This window comes from Deltaproteobacteria bacterium, from assembly GCA_013151915.1.
In the GTDB taxonomy this organism is placed as follows: Bacteria; BMS3Abin14; BMS3Abin14; order BMS3Abin14; family BMS3Abin14; genus BMS3ABIN14.
On sequence record JAADHJ010000002.1, the window covers coordinates 1 to 20,441 of the forward strand.

General features: G+C 56.7%; 20 protein-coding genes and 1 tRNA gene. 1 reads left to right on the plus strand and 20 read right to left on the minus strand.

Annotated elements, in window-relative coordinates; translation table 11 throughout:
- Positions 1-478: 478 nt before the first annotated feature.
- Positions 479-554, minus strand: a tRNA-Thr gene (locus GXP52_00230).
- Between the two features lie 203 nt (positions 555-757).
- On the opposite strand from GXP52_00230, the gene GXP52_00235 reads away from it, so the two are divergent.
- Positions 758-940: a CooT family nickel-binding protein gene (locus GXP52_00235; protein NOY85716.1), complete on the plus strand. Its 183-nt coding sequence runs from the start codon at positions 758-760 to the stop codon at positions 938-940.
- Positions 941-1,185: 245 nt separating this feature from the next.
- Here the strand turns inward: GXP52_00235 and GXP52_00240 are convergent, their stop codons facing one another.
- From GXP52_00240 to GXP52_00330, 19 genes are all read right to left on the minus strand, one after another.
- Positions 1,186-2,625, minus strand: a complete 1,440-nt coding sequence (locus GXP52_00240) for a sigma-54-dependent Fis family transcriptional regulator (protein ID NOY85717.1) — start codon at positions 2,623-2,625, stop codon at positions 1,186-1,188.
- Positions 2,625-3,707 (minus strand): PAS domain-containing protein, encoded by a 1,083-nt coding sequence (locus tag GXP52_00245; GenBank protein NOY85718.1) that lies wholly within the window; start codon positions 3,705-3,707, stop codon positions 2,625-2,627. The genes GXP52_00240 and GXP52_00245 overlap by 1 nt, the downstream gene beginning before the upstream one ends.
- A 313-nt stretch (positions 3,708-4,020) precedes the next feature.
- Complete coding sequence (gene dusB, locus GXP52_00250; GenBank protein NOY85719.1) at positions 4,021-5,016, minus strand: tRNA dihydrouridine synthase DusB; 996 nt, start codon at positions 5,014-5,016, stop codon at positions 4,021-4,023.
- On the minus strand, positions 4,995-6,335 hold the full coding sequence (locus tag GXP52_00255; protein NOY85720.1) for a hypothetical protein: 1,341 nt from the start codon (positions 6,333-6,335) through the stop codon (positions 4,995-4,997). Before GXP52_00255 ends, dusB begins: the two co-directional genes overlap by 22 nt.
- A 12-nt stretch (positions 6,336-6,347) precedes the next feature.
- Positions 6,348-6,491 (minus strand): hypothetical protein, encoded by a 144-nt coding sequence (locus GXP52_00260; GenBank protein ID NOY85721.1) that lies wholly within the window; start codon positions 6,489-6,491, stop codon positions 6,348-6,350.
- Between the two features lie 357 nt (positions 6,492-6,848).
- Positions 6,849-8,054, minus strand: a complete 1,206-nt coding sequence (locus GXP52_00265; GenBank protein ID NOY85722.1) for a hypothetical protein — start codon at positions 8,052-8,054, stop codon at positions 6,849-6,851.
- Complete coding sequence (gene radA, locus GXP52_00270; GenBank protein ID NOY85723.1) at positions 8,035-9,390, minus strand: DNA repair protein RadA; 1,356 nt, start codon at positions 9,388-9,390, stop codon at positions 8,035-8,037. The genes GXP52_00265 and radA overlap by 20 nt, the downstream gene beginning before the upstream one ends.
- A gap of 6 nt (positions 9,391-9,396) precedes the next feature.
- The gene (locus tag GXP52_00275) at positions 9,397-10,914 is read right to left on the minus strand and encodes an MCE family protein (protein NOY85724.1); all 1,518 of its coding nucleotides are present in this window, start codon (positions 10,912-10,914) and stop codon (positions 9,397-9,399) included.
- A 55-nt stretch (positions 10,915-10,969) separates the two neighbouring features.
- Complete coding sequence (locus tag GXP52_00280; GenBank protein ID NOY85725.1) at positions 10,970-11,740, minus strand: ABC transporter ATP-binding protein; 771 nt, start codon at positions 11,738-11,740, stop codon at positions 10,970-10,972.
- Positions 11,740-12,516, minus strand: a complete 777-nt coding sequence (locus GXP52_00285) for an ABC transporter permease (GenBank protein NOY85726.1) — start codon at positions 12,514-12,516, stop codon at positions 11,740-11,742. Before GXP52_00285 ends, GXP52_00280 begins: the two co-directional genes overlap by 1 nt.
- 4 nt (positions 12,517-12,520) lie before the next feature.
- Positions 12,521-13,678 carry an alanine racemase gene (gene alr, locus GXP52_00290; GenBank protein ID NOY85727.1) on the minus strand — a complete coding sequence of 386 codons (1,158 nt, stop codon included), beginning with the start codon at positions 13,676-13,678 and terminating at the stop codon, positions 12,521-12,523.
- A gap of 7 nt (positions 13,679-13,685) precedes the next feature.
- A complete protein-coding gene (dnaB, locus tag GXP52_00295; GenBank protein NOY85728.1) occupies positions 13,686-15,029 on the minus strand; it encodes a replicative DNA helicase in 1,344 nt (447 codons plus the stop codon).
- An 8-nt stretch (positions 15,030-15,037) separates the two neighbouring features.
- Complete coding sequence (locus tag GXP52_00300; GenBank protein NOY85729.1) at positions 15,038-15,499, minus strand: 50S ribosomal protein L9; 462 nt, start codon at positions 15,497-15,499, stop codon at positions 15,038-15,040.
- 54 nt (positions 15,500-15,553) lie between these two features.
- Positions 15,554-16,528, minus strand: coding sequence for a DUF2232 domain-containing protein (locus tag GXP52_00305; GenBank protein ID NOY85730.1), 975 nt, complete (start codon positions 16,526-16,528; stop codon positions 15,554-15,556).
- A gap of 7 nt (positions 16,529-16,535) precedes the next feature.
- Complete coding sequence (gene rpsR, locus GXP52_00310) at positions 16,536-16,763, minus strand: 30S ribosomal protein S18 (GenBank protein NOY85731.1); 228 nt, start codon at positions 16,761-16,763, stop codon at positions 16,536-16,538.
- A gap of 41 nt (positions 16,764-16,804) precedes the next feature.
- The gene (locus tag GXP52_00315; GenBank protein ID NOY85732.1) at positions 16,805-17,209 is read right to left on the minus strand and encodes a single-stranded DNA-binding protein; all 405 of its coding nucleotides are present in this window, start codon (positions 17,207-17,209) and stop codon (positions 16,805-16,807) included.
- Positions 17,196-17,564, minus strand: a complete 369-nt coding sequence (gene rpsF / locus GXP52_00320) for a 30S ribosomal protein S6 (GenBank protein ID NOY85733.1) — start codon at positions 17,562-17,564, stop codon at positions 17,196-17,198. Before rpsF ends, GXP52_00315 begins: the two co-directional genes overlap by 14 nt.
- A 287-nt stretch (positions 17,565-17,851) precedes the next feature.
- The gene (locus GXP52_00325) at positions 17,852-19,861 is read right to left on the minus strand and encodes a sodium-translocating pyrophosphatase (GenBank protein ID NOY85734.1); all 2,010 of its coding nucleotides are present in this window, start codon (positions 19,859-19,861) and stop codon (positions 17,852-17,854) included.
- Positions 19,858-20,436, minus strand: a complete 579-nt coding sequence (locus tag GXP52_00330) for an aminoacyl-tRNA hydrolase (GenBank protein ID NOY85735.1) — start codon at positions 20,434-20,436, stop codon at positions 19,858-19,860. Before GXP52_00330 ends, GXP52_00325 begins: the two co-directional genes overlap by 4 nt.
- Between the last annotated feature and the right edge of the window lie 5 nt (positions 20,437-20,441).

Here is a 20,441-nt window from a genome sequence, read left to right on the forward strand (position 1 = left end):
GACGGGACAGGCACTATTGACCTTCGGTCATGTTTGAGGTGGGATGCCCGCCTTCGTTATGCCTCCAGTCTTCGCTTTCAGCTTCGCCATGGCAAGTAGGCGTAACTTCGATGGGACGAGTCGGCGTGGCATCTGAAAACGTAAAGGCCCCAAGGCAATTGTTATCACCGTAGGGCTTAAGTTCGAGTGCCCTTCGACGCGGCACTCTTGCTTTCGGTGCCTTGCTCAGGACAACTCGACGCTGCTCGTGTCGTGCGTCTTCCGCATGTGGCCTGCCACGAGCAAATAAAAGCCCTTCCAGAAATGGAAGGGCTTTTATGCGTCGAGTGGAGCCGGGAATCGGACTTCCTTCGTCCCTCCTGAATCGGGACTCAGGACAGGTTCACTGGTGACCTTCGGTCATGTTCAAGTCCTCCGGCAATCCAGCCGCGCCCCCAAAAAAATACCCCATCATTGCGGATGGGGTATCGTTTTGGGATGGAGCCGGGAATCGGACTTGAACCGACGGCCTACTGATTACGAATCAGTTGCTCTACCAACTGAGCTATCCCGGCGTTGCATCAACGGCGGAATGATAGTCAAAGCCCGTGCGGCTGTCAAGGAATCCGTCCCGTGTTGCCAACACAGGATTTTTCATGTAGCTTTCCCCATATTGAGGTAAGTTGTAAGCTATGTGAATACGATTATTTATGCCCATTCGATTTCAATAATGGGTTGATCGGCGGGAATTGACTGTTGGCGAAAGGAGAGCCTACCCATGTGTGGAGAATCAGCATTTGTCCTCTTTTTCCCGAAAGGCCACCGTCACCTGGACGATGTGGATCTCATGGAGTTTACGGATGAGGGGGTCAAACTGAGGGATATGAACGGGAACGAAACATCCGTACCGGGCCGGATCAGAACCATTGATTTTGTGAACCGAAGGATCGAGCTTACGTAGAGGGGTAATTCAGGGTCTTAGGATCTTGGGTCTAGCCTTCGACCAGCTCAGGCCAGAGGAGTTCAGAGTCCAGAGGGGTTCGATACACACCCTGGTTGGAAAATGGCCGATGCAGCCTAAGCGGATATCCCCATGCGCCCATGGTTACCCACGAGATCGCTTCGCATGGAAAACGGCTCGCGATGACATCGCTGGACGTTGAACCTTGAACGTTGAACATTGAACTCTCTTTATCCCGTTGGACCTTAACTGTCCCCCTTCCGCTTTTTCCCACGTTTTCCCAGGAGGCCGTACTTCCTGAGCCTTTCCCGCAGAGTGTTCCGGTTAATCCCCAATATCCTGGCCGCCCTGAACTGGTTGCCCCCGGAGGCCTCCAGTGTCAGTTCGAAAAGGGGCTTTTCCATCCGTGTAAGGAGCTGGTCGTAAAGGTCCCCCTCCTCGAGGTTGCTCCACGTAGAGACGATCTCCCCTATCCGCGCGCGAAGGACCTCCTCGAAGGAATTCTCCCCGTCACCGTCCTTTTCAATCCCATCCAGTTCCAGGTCCTCAGTCTGGATAACCTGTCCCTGGGTCAGTACGGAAGCCCTTCTGATGGTGTTCATCAGCTCTCGGACGTTTCCAGGCCATGGATATCCGATAAGCAGGGCACGTGCGTCCTTGGACAGGCGCTTTGGGGGATGCCCGCTTTCCTCCGCGAAGACCCTCAGGAAATGCTCCGACAGGACAGGGATATCCTCCCTCCTTTCCCTCAACGGGGGAACATGAAGGGAGACGACGTTGAGCCGGTAATACAGGTCCTCGCGAAACTCCCCCTTGGACACAGCCTCTCTCAAGTCCCGGTGGGTAGCCGAGATGGTCCTCACGTTGGCGGTTATGCTTCGGTGGCCCCCAACCCGTTCGAACTCCCTGTTTTCCAGAACGCGAAGGATCTTTGCCTGGAGGTTCATGGGCATATCACCTATCTCATCAAGGAAGAGGGTACCTCCCTTCGCCAGTTCAAACTTTCCTTTGCGCGTTTCCGTGGCTCCGGTGAAAGCGCCCTTCTCATGCCCGAAGAGAACGCTCTCGAGAAGTTCCCCGGGGATGGCCGAGGCGTTGACGGCGATAAAGGGCCCTCCTGAACGACCGCTGAAGCGGTGAATGGCCCGGGCCACCAGTTCCTTTCCAGAACCGCTTTCGCCCAGGATAAGAACGGTGGCTTCGGTTGCGGCGACGCGCCCCATGGCTTTAAAAAGATCCTCCATAATAGGGGAGCGGCCGATCATGTCCTCCTTTTCCGGAAGTGGCTGGGTGGCCCCTGCCGGCGTACCCTCACCCTTTGCCAGCGCCAGCCCGCGTGCGACGTATTCCAGGAGGACGGGGATATCGAAAGGTTTGGGAAGATAATCAAAAGCCCCATGACGCATGGCCTCAATGGCGTTACTCATGATGTTCTGCGCTGTGATGATCAGGACGGGCAGTGATGGTTTTGATTCTTTTATCCTCTTTAAAACCGTGAGGCCGTCCATGTCGGGTATGAGGATGTCCAGAATCACCAGATCGGGATTATGTCGCCGGGCGATGGAGAGCCCATCAATGCCCCCGGAGGCCGTTTCGACCAGGTACCCTTCCTTGGTAAGGGACTTTTCCAGAACCCATCGCATGCTCTGGTCGTCCTCGATGATGAGTACCTTTTCCTCCGGCATCAACTGTTCCTTTCACTATTGGGAAGGGGCAGGATAACCCTTACCCGTGCACCACCTCCGGCCATATTTGCAAGCAGGAGATTTCCCCCGTGATTCTGAATGATCTGTTCGCTTATGGCAAGACCGAGGCCGACGCCTTTTGGTTTGGTGGTGAAGAAGGGAGCCGCGAAATCTTCAATGGAGGGATCAAAGCCCGGTCCATGGTCCAGGATATCAACCTCCAGAACGCCGCCGCGGCGGCCGGCGGCGGCGTTGTTTGTCCCTGCAACCGGTGCCAGAGTCCTGATGGTAATTATTCCATCTCCACCAGAGGCTTCCACCGAATTTTTGATGAGGTTAAGAAAAACCTGGACCAGGCCGCCCCTGTTTCCAAGTATATGGGGAAGACTCGGATCGAAGTCCCTCGTAAATGTTGTATGGGCCGCGTCTTCCCACCGCCTGATGAGGCGAAGAACATCGTCAAGGACCTCGTGGATGTTCAGAAGATTTAAGGGAGCGTTTTTTCTGGGGGCGGCGGCGAGCAGGTTTTCGAGAAGCGTGTCGATCCTCTCAACCTCGCGAAGAATGATATCGCAGTTTTCCAGGAGTGGACTGTCATCCCCCAGTTCGGATCGTAGAAGCTGGGTTGCGCCCTTGATCCCGCCTAGGGGATTCTTGACCTCATGGGCCATTCCCAGGTTGAGGCTGCCGATGGTTGCCAGGTGGTCCGCCCTGCGAAACGAGCGGGAAAGCTCGCTGAGCAGAGTTTCATCACTGGCCAGAAGGACGACTCCCAGTACCTTTCCATCCGGTTCCTGGAGGGGGGAAAGGCTGACGGAAAGTTGAAAGCGGTGCTCTTCAAGAGAAACGAGCTTAACCCCCCTGTTCGTTACGGGTCTGCCCTCCTTCAAAACGCCGGCGATAAGGTCGCACAGCTCGGTGTTCCCTGGAAATACCTCTTTGGCCGATCGGCCAAAGAGGTATTTTTCCGAGCGTCCAACGAACCTTTCTCCGGAAGGGTTGAGGCGGACAAGAACCCCTTTAGTATCGAAGATGAACAGTCCCTCGGAGAGGCTGGGTATGATGTAGCGTTCAAGGGTCATCGTTTAGTTCCACGTTTCAGAGTCCAGCGTCCAGAGTCCAGAGTTTCAAGTTTTTCGACACTTCGGTTTGTCACGCTGTAGCCTTGGCATAGGTGGATGGCGAAGGCGGATACTCCCATACGCCCATACAAGTCCCGTCAGGAATGTCACTGCGAAGCCGCCTTCCGGGCCGCGGCAGTCTCGCCATGCGGGATTGCTTCACACAGTTATCGGTTCGCAATGACTGCGCTTTGTTCCCCGCGTCATCCTTTCTTCGTGTCTCCGAGTCTGCTTTTCCCGCGTTGGACCTTGGACGTTGGACTCTTCAACAGGTTCAGCATTGAACCTGTCGAAGCCCCAGGAACTCCACCGCCAGGTCAACAATATCGTCGGGGTCATCCAGGCCGTTTATCTCCCTCCGAAAATCGGATCCGCCTGGAATCCCTTTGCTGTACCAACCGAGATGCTTTCGCAGATGTACCGTGCTTCTTTGGCCCGGCATCTCTCTTATTATAAGGTCAATGTGTGTTGATATGAGCCGTCGCCTGAAGTGGACATCGGCTTCCTCCGGATGCCCTTCAAGACTGGACTTTATTTCCCCGAAGATCCAGGGCTTCCCAAAAGCCCCCCTGCCTATCATGACGGCGTCGCATCCCGTGGTCTGGAACATGGCAATGGCGTTCTCGCTTGTTCTGACATCGCCGCTTCCGATGACGGGGATGGTGATAGCTTCCTTCAAATAGGCGATGTGCTTCCATTGGGCATCGCCGGCATAGCCCTGGACCCTTGTGCGAGGATGCAGGGTAATGGCCGACAGCCCCTCGGATTCCAGGATGCGGGCGATGGATATGTAGTTCTCCTCCATGGCCGACCACCCCAGACGTATCTTGGCTGTCACAGGTACATCCACCCTGGCGACAACCGCCCGGGCGATGGCGCCGGCGCGGTCGGGTTCCCTCATGAGCTGAACCCCGCTTCCGCTCTTCAGGATCTTTTTGACGGGGCAGCCCATGTTGATGTCTATAATGCCGGCTCCGGCCTCGGCCAGGTATTGAGCCGCCAGGGCCATCTCTTCCGGCTCCCTCCCGAAGATCTGGGCCGCCACAGGATGTTCGTCCGGGTGGAAAACGCCCATTTCCTTCGTTCTGCGGGACCCGAATCTAAACGCCCTGGCGCTTATCATTTCCGTAAAGACCAGCCCGGCCCCTCCTTCTCGGCAGACACGCCGAAAAGGCCCGTTGGAAATCCCTGCCATGGGCGCGAGAAACAGGGGCGTTGCCCCAACAGGGCAGGGGAGGGGGGAGCTGTTCAGTTCAGCTCTTCGGAGCATACCAACCCCCTGTCTCTGATATAGTTGAAGTCGTCATCGCGGGCGCCGGTATGGCAGGTGCGACAGACGCTTGCCTTCGGGATCTTTACCATGTGGTACAGACCGGGCGAGGAAACATGGAGAGACCCCATGCCGTGGCAGGCCTCACACTGGACGCCGAGGAGGTCCTTTCTCGGCCGGGCCGGAGCATACCCGGTGGGCCGGAGATACCCGGTAACGTGACAGGGAATGCAGTCCGGATCGGCCTCGGCGTCCTTGGGAGCAAGCGACTGGATGGCGGTTGAGTGAGGAGTTCCCTTCCAGAAGGCATACCTCCCCCTGTGACAGTCCAAACATGAGTCAGAACCTGTATATCTTATTTCCGTATCGGTTACGTCGCCGCCCGGATTGGCTTTACCGGCGGTCTCCTTGAGACCCCTTCGATAGTCCCTGATCATGGTGGCAATCTTCGGATCGTCCATGAAGGATGAAGCCAGGGATACCATGTCGCCGTCATAGCGGGTCATCTTATCAAGCTTGGTCAACTCTTTTCGAAAGCCGCCGGCCTGTCCGCTCCCGGGGCTGGCTGGTCCCCTGTCTTTTTCCGAGGATATCCTTTTCCTGAGGAAGTCGATCCTCGGCCCCGAAGCCCACCCTCTGCCGGACCGGTCAGGTCCGGCAAGGTGAAGCAGAAGCTTGCCCACGGCCCTCCCCTGAAAATATCCCGAGGTGATAAGGGTGCCGCTCTCCTCCCTGGGGTTCTTGATCCACGTCCGGCTTTTTCCGCCTACGATAACGTCAATCCCCTTGACGGCCTTCGCCAGTTCCCTGTCCTTTGGAAAGCCTATATTGGTAAGGGCGATCACCAGGTCGGATTTCCTCTCCAGTTCGGGGACAATCCTGGAAGCGATCCTGATGGGATCGTCCACCCAGATGCCTGGTACGCGGCGTTCCATGAGATCAACATTCACCTGCCGGGAGGTCAGCCCGAGCACCCCGATCTTTGTGCCGCCCACATCGAAAACCGCCCACGGATCGAAGACGGGCTTTCCCGCGGAATTCTTAATGTTTGCGGAAAGAAACCTGATGCTGGTGGATGCCGCAAGCCGCTTCAGGTTTTTCTCCCCCAGGTAGAGGTCCAGTTCTCCCACGGCGGCTGCCCGGTAATCCATCATCTCCATTGCCCGAAGGATGAGTTCAGCCTTCTTCAACGCCGGTTCAAGGGCCGCGTTTGAAAGCGGCTTTTCAGCAAAGATGTTGCCGGAATCCAGCACCAGGATGGGGATTCCCTCCCTTTCTTCCTGGTGGATAAATGTGGCTCGACGGGGCAGTCCCCCCACCTGCGCCGTCTTTCAGCCGCACGGATCAATGATGCCCCCTACGTCCCCGGTGTAGATGATCTTCACCGGGCCCACCGCTTTTTCTTCAGAACTGCAGCCCGAGACGAAGAAAACCGGCAAGAGCACCAGGAGAAATATGTAAGCGGTGTGCCGCATGTTAAGGTTCCACGTTCCACATGACTTTGATACTCCGGAAAAAGGTTTTCAAACCTGCCTCTATTCCCTCCATCCCTTTCATCCCTGTAAAATACACATATTTTTTTGCGGCTTCGCCTGAGATTGCCACGCCCGTAGTTTCACTCGGGGCTCGCAATGACATCTTTTCGTCCCCCGCGTCTGATCTTTCATCTCTGGACACTGGACCCTTCGACAGGCTCAGGGCAGGCTCTGGACTGACCCATCCCGTTGGACCTTAGACGTTGGACGTTCTTTACCCCTCTGGACTCTGGACCCTTCGACAGGCTCAGGGCAGGCTCTGGACACTGGACTATCCTTACGACCCCTCCAAACATTCTACATGTCCTTGAGGACACGGTAAAGGTCCGGCAGCTGATCCTCCGAGGGAGGAGGGACGATGGCTATCGACCAGCCCTGTCCCCATGCCAACAGCAGTCCGCTGATGAGATCCTCCACAGGAATCCGCTCGCCGGTCACCCAGTTTTTAGACTGGAATTTTAGGACAACTCGTGCCTTTTGTCCAAATCGTTCAGACAGGTCCTTAAGGGAGTTGTCCAGCAACTCGAGCGTCTGGGGTAACGTCAATCCCAACTCATCCTGTATCTGCCGGTGATAGAGCATGACACCCGCGTAGGAAGTGCCGTGGTCCAGTACGGAGCGCAGATCCTGGGATAGCCATAGCCGGCCGTTTTCCGGCGAGGTCACCGCCTCGTAGGTCAGATTCATTATCACACGTATTCCTGGATTGAATTTCCGGACCGTGTTCTCCAACTCCCGGGCCAGCGAGGTGATCCCCTCCGTTTTCCATCGCACCCACCGTTCGAATGACGGGGATGCCTTCATGTAGGTTTTCCCGTCGTCCCCGTGGTCCGAAAAAAGATATGTATAGGGCGGTACCCGGTCGCCGGTCTGCTGCGTGTAGCGGGCAAGGTTGCCCTCAGTGAAACCCTCTCCCATCCTGGATGCCAGGTCGTCCTGAAGGAGGATTCCGTCAACACCTGTTGAGGCCAGATCCATGTAGAGATTTTTCAGATAGGTTCTGACACGGGGATCGAAGATGTCCAGGTCCGTGAGGGTACGGAAGGTGTCGTCATCGGGGGAATAGGCAACGTCCTTCGGTAAATCGGCGTTACCAAAGGCTCCCTTTCTGGTAACCATCCACGCGTAGGCATTCAGCCCTTCCTGATGACAAAGACGGACGAAGGTGGTCATCATGTCCTTCACCACGGGTGCGCGTCGGGTAGGAAAATAGACCCCCTCGCTCTTGATGCCGGGCTGTCCAGCGGCGGCCGCGTGGTAGCGATCCCCCTTCAATTGGAAAGCTCGCAGGATTACGGTGTTAAAGCCCATTTTTCGGACCCGGTTGAGCCAGAGAGAAGTGGATCTATTGTCCCTGGGGCTGAGAACCAGGACCTGGACCGCCTTGATGCGTTTGAGCCCCTGGATCTCGGGCGCCTTTATGGTCCGGTGGTCCACGCAGCCCGAGAGGAGAATCAGGAGAGCAAGGGCGGCCGGGATGTATCTAGTCGAAAGCCGTGTCAAGGGCGTCCTCGATGTTCCGGACAGGTATGATCTCTATTCCGTCGACCCTGGGAAGGTGGTCCAGGCCGGAGGAGGATACAATTGCTCTTTCCATGCCGAGCCTTGCGGCTTCCCGGAGGCGTCCTTCCAGGCGCGGGACCGGCCTTACCTCGCCGGCCAGTCCGAGTTCACCGGAAACTCCTGTCCTTGGGCGGATGGACCGTTCCCGCATGCTGGATACCATGGCAAGGGCGATTCCCAGATCAGCGGCGGGTTCGGTGAGTCTCAGGCCTCCGGCGACGTTGACGAACACGTCCAGGCCGCCCGTCTGTATCCCCGCTTTCCTCTCCAGGACGGCGAGAATCAGAAGAACCCTAGACATGTCGGCCCCGGTTACGGTGCGGCGGGGGTTGGCGAATGGGGATGGGGCGGTCAATGCCTGGATCTCGACCATGATGGGCCGCGTACCCTCGATTCCCATGACAGCGGCGGAACCGGATGAGTGACGTCCGGGAGATGGGAGGAACAGACTCGACGGATCCGCAACCTCCACGAGGCCCTGCCCCGTCATTTCCAGCAGGGCTATTTCGTTGGTAGAGCCGAACCGGTTTTTGACCGCCCTCAGGATGCGGAAGCTGTGGGATGCGTCGCCCTCGAAATACAGTACCGTGTCAACAAGGTGTTCGAGAACCCTTGGCCCGGCGATGGCCCCGTCTTTGGTTACGTGGCCCACGATCCAGACGGCTATTTCCTGGGACTTGGCAAGGGTGACGGCCTGAGATGCGATTTCCCGGACCTGGGTAATGCTGCCCGCCGAGGAGGGGATATCCGGATGGTATAGAGTCTGGACTGAATCGAGAACGACGGCGTCCGGGGCGGTGGAACGGATCGCTTCCAGTACGGATGGAAAACTGTTTTCAGCCAGGACAAGAAGATTGTCCGATTCGGCGCTGACTCTCCTGGCCCGAATCCCGATCTGCTTTGCGGATTCCTCGGCGGTGGCGTAAAGGACCTTTTTCCCGTTCCCTGAAAGGGCGGACATTGTCTGGAGAAGCAGAGTCGACTTGCCGATGCCCGGGTCCCCGCCCAGGAGAATGGCCGATCCGGGCACGATCCCTCCGCCAAGGACCCGGTCGAGTTCGGCCGAACCGGTGGAAAGCCGTTCGACAGCATCCTCGGGAATCCGGGAAATCGGGACAGGTTCAGCCGCGGGGGAAAGGATATTTCTTTTTTCAACAGGCCGGTGGGGTTGTTCCGCAACCGATCCCCATGTACCGCAATCCGGGCACCGACCGAACCACTTCGGGCTGGTGGCACCGCACTCCTGGCAGGCGAAAATGGTTTTGGGTGCGGCCATGATTTCTCAGGGGATTCCCGCGCTGCCAAGAACATACTTGATGTCATCGTCCCTGAAGGTGAGACCAAGCCCCAACAAAAGGGATGGGTTACGCACACTGTTGACAATATCGTCCACACCGAGGTTGACATGGAAGTAGTCCAGAAATCGGTAGGCCATGTAGACGGTCAGGTGAGGATTTTCCTCACGGCTGAAATCGTAGGCGTCGAACGTGAGGCGAAGGTTGTCGTCCAGGGCAAACTGATCCACACCGACCCCGAAGGCAGACTCGATGTATCCGATACGAAGCGCCGTGTCGTTATACCGCCTGCCGTACTCCACCGAAAGTTTAAATGTGTCCTCGGCTTTGACCTGGCTGGTTTGGGTGACGGTGGTTCCCCCTCCCGTGGTGGTAGTGGTCGTGGTGTCCTTCCATGTCCGTTTTCCCTCCGAATCATCCACCAGTTCGAGGCGGTAGAATTTGTTTTTTCCGGGAATGATGTCCAGGCCAGCGTAACCTTTGAACTCATCGGTTTTTTCGAAGTAGCTCCCGTAAAAGTCCCACTTCAATTTGATTGAATCCTTCTTCTGGATGGCCTTGTTAACCCCCGCAAGGGTCTCGTTGAGATTGTTGTATACTGCTTTCTCGTTGATGAGTTTGCCCAAGGTTCCCTGTCCCGACTCTATACGTTGTGCGATGGTCCTGACGGATTTCAGGGTATTTTCAAGGATTTCCGAGTCCCGCTGAATGCGTTCGATGGTGGATTTGATATTCTCCCGGTTTTCGGAGATGATCCCGGTAACCTCGTCGGAGGCATTTCCAAGTTTTGATGTAAGGGTGGGCAGATCATCCCTGAGGCTCTCCGATACCTGGCGGATATTGGAGATGGCCGTCCTGAACTCCTCCCTGTTTTCCGATGCGATGGCGTCCAGGTTTTTCGAAAGACTTTCAACGTTAGAGAGGATCCGTTTCACCTTGCCCTGGTTTTCGGAAACCATACGATTGAGGTTGCCGGAAAGGTCTCTGGTGTTTTTCAGGATCTGGGAGAGGGACTTTTCCCCCTCATCGGAGGCTATAACCTTTCGCAGGCTGCTGAGGAGACCGGACAGGTCCCGCCCGGCGGATTCCAGTGATTGAAACAGCTTGTCCATGTCAACGGACGATTTGGTACGCACCACCGTCTCGCCGGGACGATAATAGTCCTTCGCGGTCCCGGGCTCGATCTGTATGTACTTGTCGCCCAGAATCCCCTGGTTCTTGATGGACAGGGAGGCGTCACGATCCACGCTGAACCGCTCTTCGATGACCATGGTGACCTGGGCCTGGCGCTCAACAATATCTATGTTCTTCACCCTGCCCACGTTAACCCCCACCATCCTCACCGGCGCATTGATTTCAAGGCCGCTTGCGTCGTGGAAGACGGCCGTCAGCTCATAGCCGTTTTTTTCCCCGAGTTGGGTCACCTTCATGGTGCCCCAAACGAAGATGGCAAAGCCGACGATTACGAAGATTCCCAGGCGGGCTTCAGCGCTGAATTTTGCCATGTACTTCTCTCCGTGTTAAGTTCGCTCTAATTTTGACAACCGCGTAAAAAGTCCATCAATTTTCCAGTTCCTCGGTTATGGGCCCCTGCGCTCTGCCGTTGATGAACTGTTGAACGTAGGGGTTGCCGGTTGTCCGGATCTCCTCCGGCGTTCCACTCTCTATAATCTTTCCTTTGTACAACATGGCGATGCGGTCGGCAATCTTGTATGCGCTGGTCATGTCGTGGGTAATGGATATTGAAGTAATTCCCAGGTCCTCCCTGAGCTGGACGATGAGGTCATTGATGGTGGCCGCCATAATGGGGTCCAGACCTGTTGTGGGCTCGTCGTAGAGGAGGATCTCGGGTTCCGTCGCAATGGCCCTGGCGAGTCCCACCCTTTTGCGCATGCCGCCGGACAGCTCGGCCGGAAAGAGATCAAGAATGTCGGAAAGGCCCACCTTGCCGAGCTTCTCCTCGACGATCCGCCGGATCTCCCTCTCCTTGAGGCCCGACTGCTGGATCAGGGCAAACCCGACATTCTCCCAGACCCTGAGGGAATCGAAGAGAGCCGCTCCCTGAAACAGCATCCCGAACTTCCTTCTCATCCGGTCCATCTCTTCGGGAGGTTGACCGATGATAGAGACACCGTCAACCTCAATTTCCCCCGCATCGGGTTTCAGAATCCCGATGATGCACTTGATCAAGACACTTTTGCCCACCCCGCTTCCGCCGATTACCACCAGGCTTTCGCCCTTCATGACGTCCAGGCCGGCGCCGTCGAGGACGAGCTTTTCCCCAAACGATTTTACCAGGCCCCTGACCTTTATCTTCGGCCGTGCGTTCATCAGAACATGAAAGCCGTGAGAAAATAGTTGAAGATAAGGATGAGGATGGATGCCCCCACCACGGCTCTGGTAGTGGCCCTTCCCACTCCCTCCGCGCCTCCGCTGGCATGAAACCCCATGTGACATCCCACCAGCGCGATGATCATCCCAAAGATGGAGGCTTTAAAGAGACCGGCTGTTATGTCTGAAAATTCCAGGTATTGGAGGGTCCGGTTGACGTAGATGGCGCTGCTGGTCCCGAGAATGGTCACGGAGACCAGGTAGCCTCCAATGATGCCTATCAGGTCGGCGAACACCACGAGAAAAGGGAGCATGATCATTGCCGCGATGAAGCGGGGCACGACCAGGTAGCGGACCGGATCTGTGGCCAGGGTGACGAGGGCGTCGATCTGCTCCGTCACCTTCATTGTTCCCAGTTCCGCCGCCATTGCCGAGCCGACGCGGCCTGCCACCATTATGCTTGCCAGCACGGGTCCCAGTTCGCGTGTCATTGACAGGGCGACCACGGTTCCTACCAGGCCCTCCGCGCCGAACCTCTTGAATCCACTGAAGGTCTGGAGGGCCAGAACAGCTCCGGTGAAAAGACCCGTAATCAGGACAACGGGAAGGGACCTGACCCCCACCTCCTCCATCTGCTGGATTGTCAGACGAAAGGGAACCGGCCGATGGAAGACGCCGCGGACGACCCTCACGAGCAGAAGAAAGCCGTCCCCTATTTCCTCCAGATATGTAAGGCTCAGTTCACCGATCCATTCGAAGGGGGAGGCAAGTCTCATGATTCTACGTGCCTTTTAATCCTTCGTCGTGATAGAACCTCGGGACCCGGCTGGAAATGCCGCAGAATATTTCGTAGTTGATGGTATGACAAAGATCTGCGATTTCCTCAGCTGTTACGGACACATCCCCCTGTTGCCCTATCACCACCGCCTCGTCACCCGGAAAAATACCGTCGATCCCGGTAATGTCCACCATGGTCATGTCCATGGTCACCCGCCCCACCACCGGGACGCGTTTTCCTCCAAGGAGAACCTGTCCGCAGTTGGTAAGGGATCTTGGATATCCGTCGGCGTATCCAACGGCGATGGTGGCGATCCGGCTGTCCCGGGAGGTGATGAAATCATGTCCGTAGCTGATCCCTGTCCCGGGAGGGATGTCCTTGACCTGTATGACACGGCACTTCCACGTCAGGATGGGTGACAGTTCGCCGGTGGCGGTGTCAGGGGAAGGCGCTGCCCCGTACAGCATGATTCCAGGCCTTACGCCGGTGCCTTCGGGGTATCTGGAGGTAAGGACAGCGGCTGAATTGGCCAGGTGGTAGAGGTTTCCCGGGAACCCGGATTTCCGAAGACTGTTCCGGACCTCCTCGAACCTTTCGATCTGGATCCTGGTCATCTCGGTGTCGGCGAGGTCCGCATTTGCAAAATGGGTGTAAACGCCCACCATTTCCAGGGCCGGCAGGCCCCGAATGGCGGTTGCCTCCTGCAGTGCGTCATGCCATGGAACGCCCAGCCGGGACATGCCGGTGTCCACCTTCAGGTGGACCTTCATCCTGCGGCCCCGGCCGACGGCTATTTCAGACAGCTTTTCAGCAAGCCGGGTGTGTGGGATGGTCAACTCCACGTTCCACCTGACTGCTTTTTCCAGGTCGGCCTCAATAGTTCTTCCCATGACCATCACCCGGCCGGAAATACCCGCCACGCGCAGCTCCCGGGCCTCTTCCACGTTGGCCACTCCCAGGATCGACGCGCCTTCCTCGACAAGCGCCCTGGCGACGGGTACCGCCCCATGGCCGTAGGCATTGGCCTTGATAATGGATATTACGGGTGTGTCGGGAGGAATTCGGCGGCGGACAAGCCTGAAATTACGGCGCAGGGCGGACAGGTCAACTTCAACCCAGCAGGCGGTGTTTTCATGTGTCGGCGGTTTCGAATGCGACATGGAATTATTAGAAAGTCTCGCGGTTAGTGAAGTCCTCGAATCGGGTGTACTTGTCGAGCCAGGCCAGCTTTCGGGTGCCCACGGGGCCGTTCCGCTGTTTGCCGATGATGATTTCAGCGGTGCCCTTGTCCGCCGAATTCTTGTCGTAGAATTCATCCCGGTAGATAAAGAAGATAACGTCGGCATCCTGTTCGATGGCGCCCGATTCCCTCAGGTCAGCCAGCATGGGCCTCTTATCCTGCCGGTTCTCCACCGCTCTGTTTAGCTGGGAAAGGGCGACAACGGGAAGGGCCAACTCCTTGGCAAGGGCCTTGAGCGAACGGCTGATTTCGGAGATCTCCTGTTCTCTGTTGTCGATTCTCCCTCTGCCGCGCATCAGCTGTAGATAGTCAACGATGACCAGATCCAGCCCCTTGTCCGCTTTCATCCGCCGCGTCTTCGCCCGCATCTCCATGGCGCTGAGAGCTGGGGTATCGTCTATGAAAATGGAGGCGTCCGACAGCAGGCCCGCGGCCCGCGTCAGCTTGGGCCAGTCGGTATCCCCAAGATACCCACTCCGCAGACGGTGAGCATCTATGCGTGCTTCCGAGCACAGCATCCTCGTTACGAGCTGTTCCCTGGCCATCTCCAGGCTGAAGATGGCCACGTTGAGTTTGCCGGCACACGCGGCGTTCTGTGCGATATTGAGGGCGAAGGCGGTCTTGCCCATGGAGGGGCGACCAGCTACGATAATCAGGTCGGAAGACTGCAGCCCGGATGTCAGATCGTCGATATCTTTAAACCCGGTAGGGACTCCGGTGACATGTTCCTTGCGGGCGTAAAGGCCCTCAATGGTTCTGAAACTGCTTTTGACGATCTCCTTGATGGAGAAAAACGTGGCGCCGATCCTCCTGTCGGATATCTGGAAGATACGGCGTTCAGCTTCATCAATGATTTCATCGACATCGCCGGGGGAATCGAAGCATTCCTCGACAATCTCGGAGGAAGTGGTGATAAGAGCCCGGAGGATGGCCTTTTCCTTGACGATATTTGCATAGTGGGCGGCCCCGGCGGATGTGGGCACGGCCTCGGCCAGGGAAGGGATATAGGCCGCTCCACCCGCCCGTTCCAGGAGACCGTCTGATCTCAATCGGTTGGTGAGGGTTACAAGGTCGATGGGTTGGCCACGCTCATTGAGGCTGAGCATGGAGGAAAAGATGGTTCGATGGCCCTCCTGGTAGAAGGCGTTGGGATCAAGGACCTCCAAAACCGTGAAAATGACCTCGTTGTCCAGAAGAATAGCGCCGAGGACGGCTCTTTCCGCCTCCAGGTTCTGAGGGGGGACTTTCCTTGGATCAACGTGGTCAGGCATGGGGCATTTTATTGAGCTTCACTTTCCGCTTCCCCGACGACTGCGATTTTGACGGTAGCGGAAACATTCTGGTGGAGCTTGATGGATACCTCGAATTCGCCAAGTTCCTTGATGTTATCCTCAAGCAGGATATCCCTCCGGTCAATATTTATCCCTTCGGCGGCCAGGGCTTCTCCAATGTCCATGTTGGTTACGGATCCGAAAAGCCTTCCAGCCTCGCCGGCCTTTCTGGTCAGCGTCAGGGAAACTCCCAAAAGCTTTTCAGCAATCGACTGGGCATCGGTACGTGTTTTCTCAACCTTTTTCTGAAGGGCTTGCAGCTGGTGTTCCTGAGACTTGATGTTTCTGGACGTGGCCTGAACCGCCAGTTTACGGGGGATAAGGTAATTTCTGGCATAGCCCTGCCGGACTTCCACCGAATCTCCCATTTTGCCAAGGCTGGATACGTCTTCCAAAAGTATAACCTTCATCGTCTGTCTCCTCTGTCCGTTTGGTGAACCACAGCTAACAAAATGGTGATCGTCTCAACCATCTGATGGGGGGGCGGTACCCTCTCCGAGGGGAAACCGTCGCCTGAAGTCAAACCATGTGTCGAACAATCCAAGCAAGGCGATTGTCAGCATCAGGGCCATTGGCAACTGCATGGCCAGAAAAGCGAGGACAAGCGCCCTGAGGAATAACGGGAGTGAATAACGGGCAAATAAATGGCCCATGACCAGCATTCCCTGAACTCCGTAAAGAGTTGCAAGCGGCAACAGGGCGTTCAGGCCCACATCCCTGATGGTTCCCTTACTGACCAGCACCATGAATGCCAGGCCGACAAAGACACCCACAAACGGAAACGGGAGCGCCCATGTGGAGAAGTAGTTGGGCGTGTCCCCGGCGGTGCCCTCTGATACCTGGAGCCATCTCCTGATAACCGACGAGTAGACGCTGATCAAAAGGATCAGTGTCGACAGCCAAATCCCGACGAGCATGCGCTTCCAGATCTCCAGAAGCCAGGCAATGCGCGCACTATCCTCGGCGGAGATACCACCGGTGCCTCCGGACGGGAGAGATTTCATCATCAGGCCCATCTGGTTCAGGGTCTTTTCGTAAACTCCCGATATGCCTTCCCCGGAAACGGCTCCGTAGATGACAAGCGCCGCCAGGGCGGATGCGGCCACCAGACCCACCGCCATTACCACTGAGATATAGGGCTGCCTGTTGGAACCTGAGACCCAGTAGATACCCAGACACATGGGAATGGTCTCAACCAGGAAATACAGGCCGGGCCCGACACCCTGGACAACCGAAACGACCAACGCGACGGCCGCGACGGCCGTCATGCCCTCCGGAACGTTTCGCCGTTTCATCCCATAGGCGAGGGGTAGGGGGATAAGGACAGCCAGGGCTCCCCCCAGCGGCGGGCTGAACGCCTGGACTGAAAGGGGAATCAGGGCAAACCCCAGGAGGCGCAGCCACAGGGAGATAATCCCCTTGTGGGATGCCTCCAGCACGGTTTCCTCAGCGCTCAACCGTGAAGGGTAAAAAGGCGATGTTGCGGGCTTTTTTTATGGCGTGCGTAAGCATTCTCTGGTGTTTCGCACAGTTGCCTGAAATCCTGCTGGGAAGGATTTTACCCCTATCGGTAATATATCTTTTAAGGGCGATGGCATTTTTGTAATCGACGTGATCAACCTTGTTCACACAGAAGTTGCAGACCTTTCGTCGCCTTATGAAATGTTTTTTCATATTATTTTTCCTGTCGGCAATATGTTCTCTTGTGACGTGCGTTAAAAGGGGATGTCTTTATCGTCAAACTCAGGGGGCGAATCATCGCCTCCCTTTTCCGAACGGTTCGTGTCGGATTTCCCGGACCCGAGGAACTGGACATTGGAGGCCACGACCTCGATCTTGCTCCGCTTTTGTCCATCATCGGTTTCCCACCGTCGCTGCTGGAGACGTCCCTCGATCAATATCGGGCGTCCCTTGCCCAGATATTCGCTGCAGTTTTCCGCCTGTTTGCCGAACACGACGATGTCGAAGAAGCTGGTCTCCTCCCGAACCTGGTCATCCCCCTTCCAACGGCGGTTGACGGCAAGCGAAAGGTTGGCTACCGCCGTCCCGTTTGGTGTGTATCTCAGTTCAGGATCGCGCGTCAGGCGTCCCATCAGGATTACCCGGTTAAAATCTGCCATTATAACCTTCCCGTATGGATAAAGTCGGGTCGTCCAGGAGGTGAGGCCTGATCTTCTCCGCCGCGTCCATATCCTCAACCCGAACGGTCATGAAGCGGATGCTCTGCTCGGAAATCCGCAGGTTTCTCTCAAGCTCGGCAATGGTTGGGGGGGTTCCCGTGAAGAGGAGCCAGACGAAGTTTCCCTTGACATGGCCCTTAACTTTGTAGGCGAGTTTGCGGAGTCCCCAGATATCGGATTTGCGTACTTCCCCGCCCTGTTCGGTGATTACGCCTGAGAACCGTTCAGTGGTACCCTGCACCTCCTCCTCGGTGAGATCGGGGTGGAGGATTATTACTGTCTCGTAGCCTTTCACGCAGATTTTCTCCTTTCGGGCTTCAGCCCCCACCCACCGGGTGGTTCCGGCAATGGGAGCAAGGAGTTGATGTTCCCCCTAATGGGCGCGTTGATGACTTCACAAGAAGTCATCAACGTTGAGTATGTTGGGAAATTTCTAGCACAATTACGGAACCTAATCAAGATGGACTTGCAAAAAGTCATCAGGCAGGGTTGCGCAGGGGAAAACCAGGGGTTAGTCAGGAAGGCTCTGAATGCCGGCCCCTTGAGGGTCGGCATTCAGAGCCGGATTGAAAGCGGACCGACCTAATGGATAAGAGGGGTCACCGCGAGAAAGAGCGGCGCGAGCACCAGGGAGACCACCGACATGAGCTTGATCAGGATGTTCATGGCGGGTCCGGAGGTGTCCTTGAAGGGATCGCCCACGGTGTCCCCGACGACTGCGGCCTTGTGGGGTTCTGAGCCTTTACCTCCGAAGTGGCCTTCTTCGATGAATTTCTTGGCGTTATCCCATGCGCCGCCGCCATTGGACATGAAAAGGGCCAGGAAAACGCCCGTAACCGTCGCCCCGGCAAGGGTTCCTCCCAGGGCCTCCTTGCCGAGTATCAGCCCGACGAGCAGGGGAGTGATGATGGCGATGACGCCGGGCAGGATCATCTCCTTGAGGGCGGCCTTGGTCGCAATGTCGACGCATCGCGCGGAATCAGGCTTGCCCGTGCCATCCATGATGCCGGGGATTTCACGGAATTGGCGCCGAATCTCCTCAACCATTGTGAAAGCAGCTTTACCCACAGAGGTCATGGTCAGTGCGGCGACCAGGAAAGGAACGATCCCGCCGATGAACATGCCGACGACTACCGTGGGATCGATAAGGTTGATGTTTTTCAGGCCAACCGCGGATGCGTAGGCGGCGAACATGGCCAGGGCCGTCAGGGCCGCGGAACCGATGGCAAAGCCCTTCCCGATGGCGGCTGTAGTGTTTCCAAGGGCATCAAGACTATCCGTGATCTTCCTTGTCTCCGGTCCCAGGCCGGCCATCTCCGAGATACCACCGGCGTTGTCGGCGATGGGTCCGTAGGCGTCAACCGACATGGTGATGCCTACGGTTGCCAGCATCCCCACGGCTGCCACGGCGATGCCGTACAGCGGTTCGGGAGATGCCATTTTGGACGCAAGCAAAATGGAGATGGCGATGACCAGGATGGGCAGGGCCGTTGACTCGTAACCGACTGCTAGGCCCGTGATGATGTTCGTGGCCGGTCCGGTCTGACTGGCTTCCGCGATCCGGCGGATAGGTTTGGCCGAAGTGTAATATTCCGTAATAAGACCGATGAGAATTCCCGCCAGGGTGCCGGAGAGAATGGCGTAAAAGATGCCGGAGTTAACTCCGGTGACCCCAACAAGAAAATAGGCCGAGACCAGCATCAGGCCCGCTCCGATAAAGGTCGAGTATCTCAGCGCTGCCTGGGGGGACATCTTCTCCAGGATCTTGATGGAGAGAATTCCGATTGCGGAGCACACAAGGCCCGCCATGGCGAGGAGGATGGGCAGCTCCATGTAGCCTAGTCGCATTTCGGGAGCGATGGAAATAGATGTTGCCCCGATGGCGATAGTCGCGATCATGGAACCGACGTAGGATTCGAATATATCGGCGCCCATTCCGGCGATGTCTCCCACGTTGTCGCCGACGTTGTCGGCTATGACTCCCGGGTTCCTCGGGTCGTCCTCGGGGATTCCGGCTTCGATCTTGCCGACGAGGTCGGCGCCGACGTCGGCCGACTTGGTGAAGATACCTCCGCCGACACGGGCAAAGAGGGCAATGGACGAGGCACCCATTGCGAATCCATTGATATACTTGGCCGTGGTCGGATCACCGAAGAAGAAAAATACGATCCCGACCCCGAAAAGCCCGAGGCTTGCCACCGATACGCCCATGACGGCCCCACCTGCGAAGGAAACGCTCAGTGCCTTGGCCTGACCGCTCTCGGTTGCCGCCTGGGAGGTCCTGACATTTGCTTTCGTTGCCGCGTTCATCCCGAAGTAGCCGGCCAGCATGGAGCAGGTGGTCCCGCCCAGGAATGCCAGCGCGGTCTGCACCTCGAGTTTCCACCAGAGAAGTGCGAATACCACGACGATATAGACAATCAGGATCGTGTACTGACGCCTCAGGTAGACCATGGCACCGTCATGGATCATATCGGCGATTTCCGCCATTGTCTGGGTCCCGACGGGCTGTTTCTTGATGAAATTGTAGATCCCCATGGCAAACAGCAAACCTGCGATGCCGAATAGGGGGGCAAGGGTAGTCAAACTCATAGCTCCTCCTCCGCTTCTGTTAAATTCATCGTGACAGTGTCCATCTCCCCCTCGGAGATGGCCCTCTCAGCCAGGTCGGCGGCGGTCTCCAGCATTCTGCCCACAACGGGAGATTCCTTCCGGGTGACTTTCGAGAGAACGTAATCTACGTTTTCCCCGGTGTTTCCCGGCCTGCCGATTCCAAGCCTGATTCTTTTGATGTCTTCGGATCCAAGACGACGGATAATGGAATCCATACCCCTGTGTCCGCCGCTGCCTCCCCTTTTTTTGAAACGCACGGTGCCCAGGGGGAGATCCATGTCATCGAAGATAACAACAATGCGGTTCATCTCAATCCCCTCTCTGCGAACGAGGGGTTCAAGAACCTCACCGCTCCTGTTCATATATTCAAGGGGCTTTACCAGAAGGATGTCTTCCGTGCCGTATCGGCCTTGGCCCTGGTCAATGAACCCGGAATGCCGGGCGAAGGGAATTCCCCATCTTCGCGAGATGAGTTCCAATGCCCAAAAACCCAGGTTGTGACGCGTCCCCTCGTATTTTGGGCCGGGATTCCCCAGCCCAGCGATAAGCCACATACAGA

Coding starts and splice junctions, on each gene's coding strand:
- GXP52_00235 (NOY85716.1), top strand. CDS start 758: ATGTGTGGAGAATCAGCATTTGTCCTCTTTTTCCCGAAAGGCCACCGT.
- GXP52_00240 (NOY85717.1), bottom strand. CDS start 2,625: ATGCCGGAGGAAAAGGTACTCATCATCGAGGACGACCAGAGCATGCGA.
- GXP52_00245 (NOY85718.1), bottom strand. CDS start 3,707: ATGACCCTTGAACGCTACATCATACCCAGCCTCTCCGAGGGACTGTTC.
- dusB (NOY85719.1), bottom strand. CDS start 5,016: ATGCTCCGAAGAGCTGAACTGAACAGCTCCCCCCTCCCCTGCCCTGTT.
- GXP52_00260 (NOY85721.1), bottom strand. CDS start 6,491: ATGCGGCACACCGCTTACATATTTCTCCTGGTGCTCTTGCCGGTTTTC.
- radA (NOY85723.1), bottom strand. CDS start 9,390: ATGGCCGCACCCAAAACCATTTTCGCCTGCCAGGAGTGCGGTGCCACC.
- GXP52_00275 (NOY85724.1), bottom strand. CDS start 10,914: ATGGCAAAATTCAGCGCTGAAGCCCGCCTGGGAATCTTCGTAATCGTC.
- GXP52_00280 (NOY85725.1), bottom strand. CDS start 11,740: ATGAACGCACGGCCGAAGATAAAGGTCAGGGGCCTGGTAAAATCGTTT.
- GXP52_00285 (NOY85726.1), bottom strand. CDS start 12,516: ATGAGACTTGCCTCCCCCTTCGAATGGATCGGTGAACTGAGCCTTACA.
- alr (NOY85727.1), bottom strand. CDS start 13,678: ATGTCGCATTCGAAACCGCCGACACATGAAAACACCGCCTGCTGGGTT.
- dnaB (NOY85728.1), bottom strand. CDS start 15,029: ATGCCTGACCACGTTGATCCAAGGAAAGTCCCCCCTCAGAACCTGGAG.
- GXP52_00300 (NOY85729.1), bottom strand. CDS start 15,499: ATGAAGGTTATACTTTTGGAAGACGTATCCAGCCTTGGCAAAATGGGA.
- rpsR (NOY85731.1), bottom strand. CDS start 16,763: ATGAAAAAACATTTCATAAGGCGACGAAAGGTCTGCAACTTCTGTGTG.
- GXP52_00315 (NOY85732.1), bottom strand. CDS start 17,209: ATGGCAGATTTTAACCGGGTAATCCTGATGGGACGCCTGACGCGCGAT.
- GXP52_00325 (NOY85734.1), bottom strand. CDS start 19,861: ATGAGTTTGACTACCCTTGCCCCCCTATTCGGCATCGCAGGTTTGCTG.
- GXP52_00330 (NOY85735.1), bottom strand. CDS start 20,436: ATGTGGCTTATCGCTGGGCTGGGGAATCCCGGCCCAAAATACGAGGGG.